We start from the raw sequence: 9,402 nt of genomic DNA, 5'->3' as shown, positions 1-9,402 counted from the left end.
ATCACCCTATGCCGGCCGGACGCACCGCCGCCGGGGACCGATCACCCGACGTCCCAGACCGGTTCCGGGGTCTCCACCACCTCGCTGTCGCCTCGGAACAGCACGAACCGGTCGAACGAGCGGGTGAACCAGCGATCGTGGGTGACCGCGATAACCGTCCCCGCGAAGGCGTTCAGGCCCGCTTCGAGCGCTTCCGCGCTGGCCAGGTCGAGGTTGTCGGTGGGCTCGTCGAGCAGCAGCAGGGTCGCCCCGGACAGCTCCAACAGCAGCACCAGGAACCGGGCCTGCTGCCCGCCGGAAAGCGTGCCGAAGCGCTGGTCGCCCTGCGCGGCCAGCTCGTAGCGACTGAGCACACCCATCGCCGCGTGCCGGTCCATCCCGGTGCGGTGCTCGTCGCCCCGCCAGAGGATCTCGACAAGCGTCTTCGACATCAGCTCCGGCCGGTCGTGGGTCTGGGAGAAGTGCCCGGGGCGGACCCGGGCACCGAGGCGGGCCGTGCCCTCGTGCGTCACCGGGGCGAGCGCGCCCGCGCCGTCGACCGGCCCGTTCGCCGGGTCCGGGTCGGTGCCGCCGCGGGCCAACAGCCGCAGGAAGTGCGACTTGCCGGTGCCGTTGGCACCGAGCACCGCCACCCGGTCGCCGTACCAGATCTCCAGGTCGAAGGGGAATGTCAGGCCGTCGAGCTCCAGCTGCTCGCAGATGACCGCGCGCTTGCCGGTCCGCCCGCCGCTGAGCCGCATCCGGATGTCCTGGTCCTTCGGCGGTACGGGCGGCGGCCCGGCCTCCTCGAACTTGCGCAACCGGGTCTGCGCGGCCTGGTAACGCGACGCCAACCCGTCGTTGTACGCGGCCTTCTGCTTGTACATCAGCATCAGCTCGCGCAGCTTCTGGTGCTCCTCGTCCCAGCGCCGACGCAGCTCGTCGAGGCGGGCGTGCCGAGTCACCCGAGCCTCGTGCCAGCTGGCGAAGCCGCCCGGGTGTACCCAGGCGCTGCCACCCTCGACGGCGACCACCCGGTCGGCGCTCTGGGCCAGCAGCTCACGATCGTGCGAGACGTAGAGCACCGACTTCGTCGACTCGCGCAGTCGCGCCTCCAGCCAGCGTTTGCCGGGCACGTCGAGGAAGTTGTCCGGTTCGTCGAGCAGCAGCACCTCGTCCGGGCCGCGCAGCAGCAACTCCAGGGCGAAGCGCTTCTGCTGGCCGCCGGAGAGGGTACGCACCGGCCGGTCCCGAACGGCGTCCCACGGCTGGCCGAGCACGATGGTCGCGACGGTGTCGAAGAGCACCTCGGCGTCGTACCCGCCGGCCTCGCCCCAGGCGCCGAGCGCATCGGCGTACGCCAGCTGGGCCTTGCCCGCGGCGTTGCTGAACTTGCCGTGGGCCTCGGCCGCCCGCATGGCCGCCTCGGTCTCGCCGAGCCGCCGGCCGGCGTCGCGAAGCGCCGGCGGGGCCAGCGACAACGCCAGGTCGGCGAGGGTCGACTCGTCACCGATCATGCCGATGAACTGGCGCATCACGCCCAGCCCGCCGGCCCTTGCGACAACGCCGCTGCGCACCGGCAGGTCGCCGGCGACCATCCTGAGCAGCGTCGTCTTTCCCGCGCCGTTCGGCCCGACCAGGGCGACCTTGCTGCCCTCCCCGACCCGGAACGACACGTCGGCGAAGAGTTCCCGACCGTCGGGCAGGATGTGCCCGACCGCTGCCACGTCCACGTATCCCACGCCGGGATCCTGCCCCAACGAGGGTCGGGGGGTATATCCAATTACCGGGTGACGCGAAGCACCCGGAAGCCCTTTTGGCTGGCGTACCGCTCGACCTGCCAGCTCTGCTCGGTGAGCCAGCGTTGCAGCGAGTCGCCGCCGAGGTGCCGGGCGACGACCAACCAGCCGACGCCGTCCGGGGCGAGTCGGGGCAGCCAGCGCAGCAACAGGTCGTGCAGCCCGTCCTTGCCGATCCGGATGGGCGGGTTCGACCAGATCTGGGCGAAGCGGACGCCGTCCGGAACGTCGTCCGGCGCGCTGACCCGCACCCGGTCGGCGGCGCCGACCCGAGCCGCGTTGGCGGCGGTCAGCTCGCGGGCCCGGGCGTTGACGTCGACGGCCCAGATGGTGCTGGTGGGCGCGAGGTCGGCCAGCACGCAGCTGATCGGCCCGAACCCGCAGCCGAGGTCGAGCAGGTCGCCGGTGGTGTCGGTGGCGGGCAGTTCGGCCTTGCGCAGCAGCACCGCGGTGCCCGGGTCGAGCCGGCTGGCGGAGAAGACTCCGCCGGCCGAGGTGAGCCGGTAGTCGCGGTCGGCGACGGAGAACTCGACCTCGCGCGCCGGGGCGTCGCTGGTGGGCTGAGCGGTGAAGTAGTGGTCGCCGGTCACCAGGCAATTCTCGCACCGGTCCGGGGCGGACCCGACACGGCCCACCCGCACATTTCCCCGATATTACCCCCTAAAGGGACAATGACTCCTACTCTGGGCGACATGGTGTATCGGTACCAGTCCGATGAGGACGCTTTCGAGGAGTACCCGGAGCCCGGGTCCGATCTGTCGGTGCTCGGCGCCGGTCCGCCCCCGGCGGCCGGGCCCTCTCCGTCGCGCTTCCCCACGCCGTCGCTGCCCCGGCCGAACCAGCTCTCGCTGCCCTCGTCGCAACCGGTGCCGGCCCGTGCCGATGTGCCGCAGCCCGGTCCGGCCGCCCGCGCCGATGCGCCGCGGCCACTGCCGACGCGTGCCGACATCCCGCCCGCCCCGCCGCGCAGCCAGATCTACACCTCGGCGACGTCGGCGGAGCCGCCCGCCCGGCGCGGCGGCGGCCGCCTGTGGCAGGTACTGATCGGCGGCGCAGCCGTCCTGGTGCTGCTCGCCCTCTGCGGCCTCGGCGCCGCCGCGCTGCTCATCGACCGCGGCGAGCAGCCGCAGAGCAACCCGACGTACCAGCCGAACGCCGCCCCGACGTCGGCACCCGCGGAACGGCTGGCCCTCGACTCCCGGGACACCGACCAGGCCCCGCTCACCGCCAAGGAACTCTTCCCCGGCAAGGAGCTGAAGCTCACCGACGGCCAGCCGAGCTACCAGGTGCTCAAGACACAGTCCAGCGGCAGTTGCGCCGTAGCCGCCACCGACGAGGTCGCCGACCTGCTGGTCCGGCTCGGCTGCAACCAGGTCGTCCGGGCCACGCTGAGTACGCCCGACGACAGCCACCTGGTCACCGCCGGCCTGTTCAACCTCACCGACAAGGTCACCGCGGAACGAGTCCGAGACCGACTCCGGCAACTGCTCGACGAGCGGCAGGGCCGTTTCCGGGGCCTCACCGCCGACGACGGCGACGGCACCGAAGTCCTGGCCAGCGCTCCGGCACGCGTCGGCTGGCAGGTCCGTGGCCACTACCTGGCGTACGCGCTGGTGGTCCGCAAGGACGGGGCGGCGGTCAAGGCGGGTGACGCCAAGGTCCGCGAGATCCTGTTCGACATGATCGAGCTGCACCTCAGCCGGGGCGTGCTGCAGAGCCGGGCCGACGGTGGCACCGCCGCGCAACCGACGGCGGCACCCACCGGCAGCAACGCCAACCAGGGCGACCTGCCGGGCGAGTGACAGTGCGGACGGTCAACCCTCGATCGGCACCCGCAACCGGCGGGTGAGGGTGGCACGGTGGGCGTACTCGGCCGGATCTGCCGGGTAGCCGACGGCGACCAGGGTCAGCCCGCGCGCGGGAGCGACTGTCACCTCGCTGGACCGCTCCCGCCGGGTGAGCAGGGTTCCCGGCCACTCGACCGGGCGGCGGCCGTCCCCGGCCACCAGCATGGCTCCCACCAGGCTGCGCACCATCGCCTGGCAGAACGCGTCGGCCTGCACTGTGGCGACCAGGATGCCGTCCGGGTCGCGACGCCAGTCCAGTCGGGTCACCTCGCGCAGCGTGGTGGCGTGCTCCTTGCGTCGGCAGTACGCGGCGAAGTCGTGCTCCCCCACCAGCCCGGTCGCGGCGGCGTTCAGTGCGGCCAGGTCCAACGGCTTCGGCCAGGCCAGCACCTCGTGGCGGCGCAACGGCTCGGCACCGAAGGGCGCATCGGTGACCCGGTACTCGTAGCGCCGGAAGGTGGCCGAGAACCGGGCGTCGAAGTCGGCCGGCACCTCGGTCATCGCCCGTACCCGCACGTCGGTGGGGAGCAGCCGGGCCAGGCGACGCAGCAGCCGTCCCTCGTGCTGCCGCCACACGTCCACGGGCAGGTCCACATGGCACACCTGCCCCGTGGCGTGCACTCCCGCGTCGGTCCGCCCGGCCACCGTCAGCCCGGTGGCCGTACCGACGCCGAGGACCAGGTCCAGGGTCTCGACGAGCACCCCCGCGACGGTGCGCCTGGTCGGCTGGGCTGCCCAGCCGGAGAAGTCGGTGCCGTCGTACGAGACGTCCAGCCGCAGCCGGATCCGCTCGTCCACCTCGTACCTCCTGTTACGGGTCGGGCCCGACACCCCGATGGGGTGCCGGGCCCGACAATGCCCTTGATCAGGCCTTGTTCTCGGTGGCCTCGTCGCTGTCCTCGCGGGCGGCGTCGGTGTCACCGGACGCCGACACCGGCGCCTCGGAGTCCTGGTCGGCCGGAGCCGACTTCGGGGCCTCGTCGGCCGGGGCGAGCGCCTCGACCTTGTCCTGCTGCGCGGCCTTGCGGGCGGCGGTCTTCTTGTTCGCCTTCGGCTCGGCGACCTGAAGCTCCTCCACCAGCTCGATGATGGCCATCGGCGCGTTGTCACCCTTGCGCGGACCGGTCTTCACGATCCGGGTGTAACCGCCGGGGCGGTTGGAGTACCGGGGTGCGATCTGGTCGAACAGGGCGTAGACCACGTCCTTGTCCTTGACGACACCCAGCACCCGACGCCGCGAGGCGAGGTCACCGCGCTTGGCCTTGGTGATGAGCTGCTCGGCCAGCGGGCGCAGCCGCCGGGCCTTCGTCTCGGTGGTCTGGATCTTCCCGTGCTGGAACAGCGCGGTCGCCAGGTTGGCCAGCATCAGCCGCTCGTGCGAGGGGCTGCCGCCGAGGCGGGGGCCCTTGGTGGGCGTGGGCATTTTTGGTGCTCCTCAGTTGTGGCGGCAGCGCGGACTAGAGCTGCTCGGTCTCGCGGTAGTCGTCGGTGTCGTAGTCGGCCTCGCCGAAGGTGTCCACGACGTGCGCCGGGTCGAAGTTCGGAGCCGAGTCCTTCAGCCCGAGACCCATCCCGGCGAGCTTCATCTTGACCTCGTCGATCGACTTCTGACCGAAGTTGCGAATGTCGAGGAGGTCGGCCTCGGTACGCCCGATGAGCTCACCAACGGAGTTGATGCCCTCGCGCTTGAGGCAGTTGTAGGAGCGGACGGTGAGGTCCAGCTCCTCGATCGGCAGAGCGAGGTCCGCCGCCAGCTGGGCGTCCTGCGGGGACGGCCCGATGTCGATGCCCTCGGCGGTCTCGTCCAGCTCCCGGGCGAGCCCGAACAGCTCCACCAGCGTCGAACCGGCGGAGGCCAGCGCGGTACGCGGACCCATCGACGGCTTGGTCTCGACGTCGATGATCAGCCGGTCGAAGTCGGTGCGCTGCTCGACACGGGTCGCCTCGACGCGGTAGGTCACCTTCAGCACCGGCGAGTAGATCGAGTCGACCGGGATCCGGCCGATCTCGGCGCCGGACTGCTTGTTCTGCGCCGCCGTCACGTAGCCCCGGCCCCGCTCGACGGTCAGCTCCATGTCGAGCCGGCCCTTGCCGTTCAGGGTGGCGAGCTTGAGATCCGGGTTGTGCACCGAGACGCCGGCCGGGGGCTGGATGTCGCCCGCGGTCACGTCGCCCGGGCCCTGCTTGCGCAGGTACATGCTGACCGGCTCGTCGTGCTCGGAGCTGACGCACAGCTCCTTGATGTTCATGACGAGCTCGACCACGTCCTCCTTGACACCGGGGATCGTGGTGAACTCGTGCAGCACACCGTCGATCTTGATCGAGGTGACGGCCGCGCCCGGGATCGACGACAGCAGCGTACGCCGCAGCGAGTTACCCAGGGTGTAGCCGAAGCCCGGCTCCAGCGGCTCGATGGCGAACCGGGACCGGGTCTCGTTGATCGACTCCTCGGAGAGGGAGGGTCGCTGGCTGATGAGCATCTTTTCTCTTCTCTTCCGGGGCGCCCGCTATTTGACGCCCACGACACAACCTGTTGCGGTGGCCCGCCCCGAAGGGCGGGCCACCGAACGAGCTCGGACTACTTGGAGTAGAGCTCGACGATCAACTGCTCCTGGACCTGCGTGTCGATGACCTGCCGGGCCGGGAGGGAGTGCACGAGCACCTTCATCTGGCTCGGGATGGCCTCAAGCCACGCCGGAACCGTCTTCGAGCCGGCCTGAGCCTGCGCGACGATGAACGGGGTGAGCTCCTTGCTCTTGCCCCGAACCTCGATGATGTCGTGCTCCTTGACGCGGTACGACGGGATGTCGACCTTCTTGCCGTTCACCGTGAAGTGACCGTGCTTGACCAGCTGGCGGGCCATGTCCCGCGAGTGGGCGTAGCCGGCCCGGTAAACGACGTTGTCCAGCCGCGACTCGAGGATCTGCAGGAGGACCTCACCGGTCTTGGCCTGCTTGCCAACGGCTTCCTCGTAGTAACCGCGGAACTGCTTCTCCAGCACGCCGTAAACCCGGCGGGCCTTCTGCTTCTCGCGGAGCTGGAGCAGGTACTCCGTCTCCTTGGTGCGGCCGCGGCCGTGCTGCCCGGGCGGGAACGGCCGGGACTCGAACGGGCACTTCGGACCATCGCACTTGCTGCCCTTGAGGAACAGCTTCATCTTCTCCCGCCGGCAACGGCGGCAGTCTGCACCGGTGTAACGAGCCATCTCTCTCTACCTCTCAGACCCGGCGACGCTTCGGCGGACGACATCCGTTGTGCGGCTGCGGGGTGACGTCGGCGATCTGCCCGACCTCGAGGCCCACGGCCTGCAGCGAACGGATGGCGGTTTCCCGGCCGGAGCCGGGGCCCTTGACGAACACGTCGACCTTGCGCATGCCGTGCTCCATGGCGCGACGCGCGGCAGCCTCGGCGGCCAGCTGCGCAGCGAACGGAGTCGACTTGCGGGAGCCCTTGAAGCCGACCTGGCCAGCGGAGGCCCAGGAGATGACCGCACCGGTCGGGTCCGTGATGGACACGATGGTGTTGTTGAACGTGCTCTTGATGTGCGCCTGCCCGTGGGCGACGTTCTTGCGTTCCTTGCGCCGGACCTTCTTTACAGCGGCTCCGGCACGAGCCTTCGGTGGCATAAGTCTGTGCGCTCCTAGTTGACTTTCCGGATTGGGTTGCGGCCTGACCCACCTCGGCGGCGGCCGACCCCGTCATCCGGTCAAGAACTACTTCTTGCCGGGCTTCTTCTTGCCGGCGACGGTCCGCTTCGGGCCCTTGCGGGTCCGGGCGTTGGTCTTGGTCCGCTGGCCACGCACGGGCAGGCCCCGGCGGTGCCGGATGCCGGCGTAGCAGCCGATCTCAACCTTGCGGCGGATGTCAGCGGCGACCTCGCGGCGCAGGTCGCCTTCAACCTTGTAGTTGCCCTCGATGTGGTCGCGGAGCTGCACGAGCTCCTCGTCCGTGAGGTCCCGAGCGCGCTTGTCCGGCGAGATGCCGGTGGCGGCGAGTGTCTCCAGGGCACGGGTGCGACCGACCCCGAAGATGTAGGTGAGCGCGATCTCCAACCGCTTTTCGCGGGGGAGATCCACGCCGACTAGACGTGCCATGTGCGGGCGTACTCCTCGTGATGTGTGGCGGAGGTGTGGACCCGTCCCACCCCGCTACCGGCCGTCCCGTCCTTCCGACGCAGTGAGCGCCGGCGACCGGGATCGGTCGCTGCCCGAGCGGGCCCCGGCCTCCGACCGGGGGTCAACCACGCAGAGGTACGTCTGGCGTACCGCTCGCGGCTGGGACGAGCATGTGTGATGTGTGTGTCGCTGGGGATCCACCTGGACCAACGCCACCCGGCCGTGCTCCGGCCGGACGGGCTGAGTCAGCCCTGGCGCTGCTTGTGGCGCGGGTCGCTGCAGATGACCATGACCCGGCCGTGCCGGCGGATAACCCGGCACTTCTGGCAGATCCTCTTGACGCTCGGCTTGACCTTCACGGTTGCCTTACTTCCCATCTGGCCCGGGGACGCGCTCTACGCGACATCGGACGTCGAAGACGGACACGGGACTTCCCGGCCGTCGTCAGGACTACTTGTAGCGGTAGACGATGCGCCCGCGGGTCAGGTCGTACGGCGAAAGTTCGACGACGACCCGGTCCTCCGGAAGGATGCGGATGTAGTGCTGCCGCATCTTGCCGCTGATGTGAGCCAACACCTTGTGGCCGTTCGCGAGCTCCACCCGGAACATGGCGTTCGGCAGGGGCTCGATGACCCGACCCTCGATCTCAATGGCTCCGTCTTTTTTCGGCATGTCCTCCGCTGTCCTGACGTCGATTGCTCCGGGCGGCCCACAACGTCTTACACGGAAATCTGATCAGAATCAGAAGCCCGCGCCAGCCGCGGCTCCAGCTCCCACCGAAGCGCAGGGTGGGCATGCCGGAGTGGACGCTGTGCGCCGATCTGAAAGTGTACGCCGGCCTGCACTCCCCCGCCAAACCGACCACCCACCAACCCGCGCGTCGCCCCGAACGGCCTCATCTCCAGCGCCGTTGATCATGAAGTTGTTGTCAGAACACGCCGGGGACGGTGGCGACAACTTCATGATCAACAGGCGGGGTGGGGGGTAGGCCCGGGGAGGTGGTGGGGTTCAGGAGGTTGGTGCGTCGTCGTCCGGTTTGAGGGCGCGCTCTGCCTGCTTGCGGTCTCGGCGGCGTTGGCGCTTGACGGCCTGGCGTTGGGGCTCCTTGGTGGCCAGCCCGCTGGCAGTGCGGACCACCAGCACCGCACCCCACGGCCCCGCCACCCAGGCCGGCCAGAAGTAGAGCAGGTCCTGGCTGAGCACCGACGTCACCGCCCAGATGGTCACCACGATGGGGATCACCCACAGGTACGGGGACCACACCTCAGCCAGCCAACGGGCGGTGACGCCCCTGCTGAAGGCCGGATCGAGCTGGTCGCCCGGCAGGCTCACCGTCGGCCCGGCAACCGGCGCCAGGCCCGACCGCTGCGCCGGCGTCACCGGCGGCAGGTCGGTGAGCAGCGCCTCAAGGTCGGCGTACGTGCGTGCCGCGTAGGCGCGCTGCAACCGCTCGTCGTACTCGTGCAGATCCAGTCGGCCCTCGTCGAGGGCGACCCGCAACCGGTCGGCCACCGCCGTACGGTCCGAGTCCGCGGCTCGCATCCCGTCGCGCCCGTCCATGCCGGCAAGCATGCCACCGTCGCGCCACTCCCGCCCGACCCCGAACATCGGTCGATCATGAAGTTGTTGCCCGCCTCACCGGCGTGTCAGGGCAACAACTTC

General features: G+C 70.1%; 12 protein-coding genes. 1 reads left to right on the top strand and 11 read right to left on the bottom strand.

Annotation, left to right across the window (positions count from 1 at the left end; all coding sequences use genetic code 11):
• Positions 1 to 41: 41 nt before the first annotated feature.
• Together KBX08_RS15355 and KBX08_RS15350 are read right to left on the bottom strand one after the other, a co-directional pair.
• Positions 42 to 1,721, bottom strand: coding sequence for an ABC-F family ATP-binding cassette domain-containing protein (locus tag KBX08_RS15355; protein WP_210784132.1), 1,680 nt, complete (start codon positions 1,719 to 1,721; stop codon positions 42 to 44).
• 41 nt (positions 1,722 to 1,762) lie between these two features.
• A complete protein-coding gene (locus KBX08_RS15350) occupies positions 1,763 to 2,368 on the bottom strand; it encodes a class I SAM-dependent methyltransferase (RefSeq protein ID WP_210784131.1) in 606 nt (201 codons plus the stop codon).
• 102 nt (positions 2,369 to 2,470) lie between these two features.
• Between KBX08_RS15350 and KBX08_RS15345 the strand changes: the two genes are divergently transcribed.
• Positions 2,471 to 3,580 carry a hypothetical protein gene (locus tag KBX08_RS15345; RefSeq protein WP_238689130.1) on the top strand — a complete coding sequence of 370 codons (1,110 nt, stop codon included), beginning with the start codon at positions 2,471 to 2,473 and terminating at the stop codon, positions 3,578 to 3,580.
• A 12-nt stretch (positions 3,581 to 3,592) separates the two neighbouring features.
• On the opposite strand, the gene truA is transcribed toward KBX08_RS15345, so the two are convergent.
• The 9 genes from truA to KBX08_RS15300 form a co-directional block, all read right to left on the bottom strand.
• Positions 3,593 to 4,423, bottom strand: a complete 831-nt coding sequence (gene truA / locus KBX08_RS15340; protein ID WP_210784129.1) for a tRNA pseudouridine(38-40) synthase TruA — start codon at positions 4,421 to 4,423, stop codon at positions 3,593 to 3,595.
• Between the two features lie 67 nt (positions 4,424 to 4,490).
• Complete coding sequence (gene rplQ, locus KBX08_RS15335; protein WP_091402374.1) at positions 4,491 to 5,048, bottom strand: 50S ribosomal protein L17; 558 nt, start codon at positions 5,046 to 5,048, stop codon at positions 4,491 to 4,493.
• Between the two features lie 34 nt (positions 5,049 to 5,082).
• Complete coding sequence (locus tag KBX08_RS15330) at positions 5,083 to 6,105, bottom strand: DNA-directed RNA polymerase subunit alpha (RefSeq protein WP_007465227.1); 1,023 nt, start codon at positions 6,103 to 6,105, stop codon at positions 5,083 to 5,085.
• Positions 6,106 to 6,203: 98 nt separating this feature from the next.
• Positions 6,204 to 6,830, bottom strand: coding sequence for a 30S ribosomal protein S4 (gene rpsD / locus KBX08_RS15325; protein WP_030489600.1), 627 nt, complete (start codon positions 6,828 to 6,830; stop codon positions 6,204 to 6,206).
• Positions 6,831 to 6,843: 13 nt separating this feature from the next.
• A complete protein-coding gene (gene rpsK / locus KBX08_RS15320) occupies positions 6,844 to 7,251 on the bottom strand; it encodes a 30S ribosomal protein S11 (RefSeq protein ID WP_030329919.1) in 408 nt (135 codons plus the stop codon).
• An 87-nt stretch (positions 7,252 to 7,338) separates the two neighbouring features.
• Positions 7,339 to 7,719, bottom strand: a complete 381-nt coding sequence (gene rpsM, locus KBX08_RS15315; RefSeq protein WP_030329917.1) for a 30S ribosomal protein S13 — start codon at positions 7,717 to 7,719, stop codon at positions 7,339 to 7,341.
• Positions 7,720 to 7,985: 266 nt separating this feature from the next.
• Entirely contained in the window at positions 7,986 to 8,099 is a 114-nt protein-coding gene (gene rpmJ, locus KBX08_RS15310) for a 50S ribosomal protein L36 (RefSeq protein WP_088952025.1), read from the bottom strand.
• 91 nt (positions 8,100 to 8,190) lie between these two features.
• Entirely contained in the window at positions 8,191 to 8,412 is a 222-nt protein-coding gene (gene infA / locus KBX08_RS15305) for a translation initiation factor IF-1 (RefSeq protein WP_007073013.1), read from the bottom strand.
• 336 nt (positions 8,413 to 8,748) lie between these two features.
• Positions 8,749 to 9,282 (bottom strand): DUF1707 domain-containing protein, encoded by a 534-nt coding sequence (locus KBX08_RS15300; protein ID WP_374101945.1) that lies wholly within the window; start codon positions 9,280 to 9,282, stop codon positions 8,749 to 8,751.
• Positions 9,283 to 9,402: the final 120 nt, after the last annotated feature.

It is taken from the genome of Micromonospora sp. H61 (assembly GCF_018070325.1).
Taxonomy (GTDB): Bacteria; Actinomycetota; Actinomycetes; order Mycobacteriales; family Micromonosporaceae; genus Micromonospora; species Micromonospora salmantinae.
The sequence above is the reverse complement of the archived record's forward strand: the minus strand, read 5'-3'. Positions and strand labels throughout refer to the sequence as shown.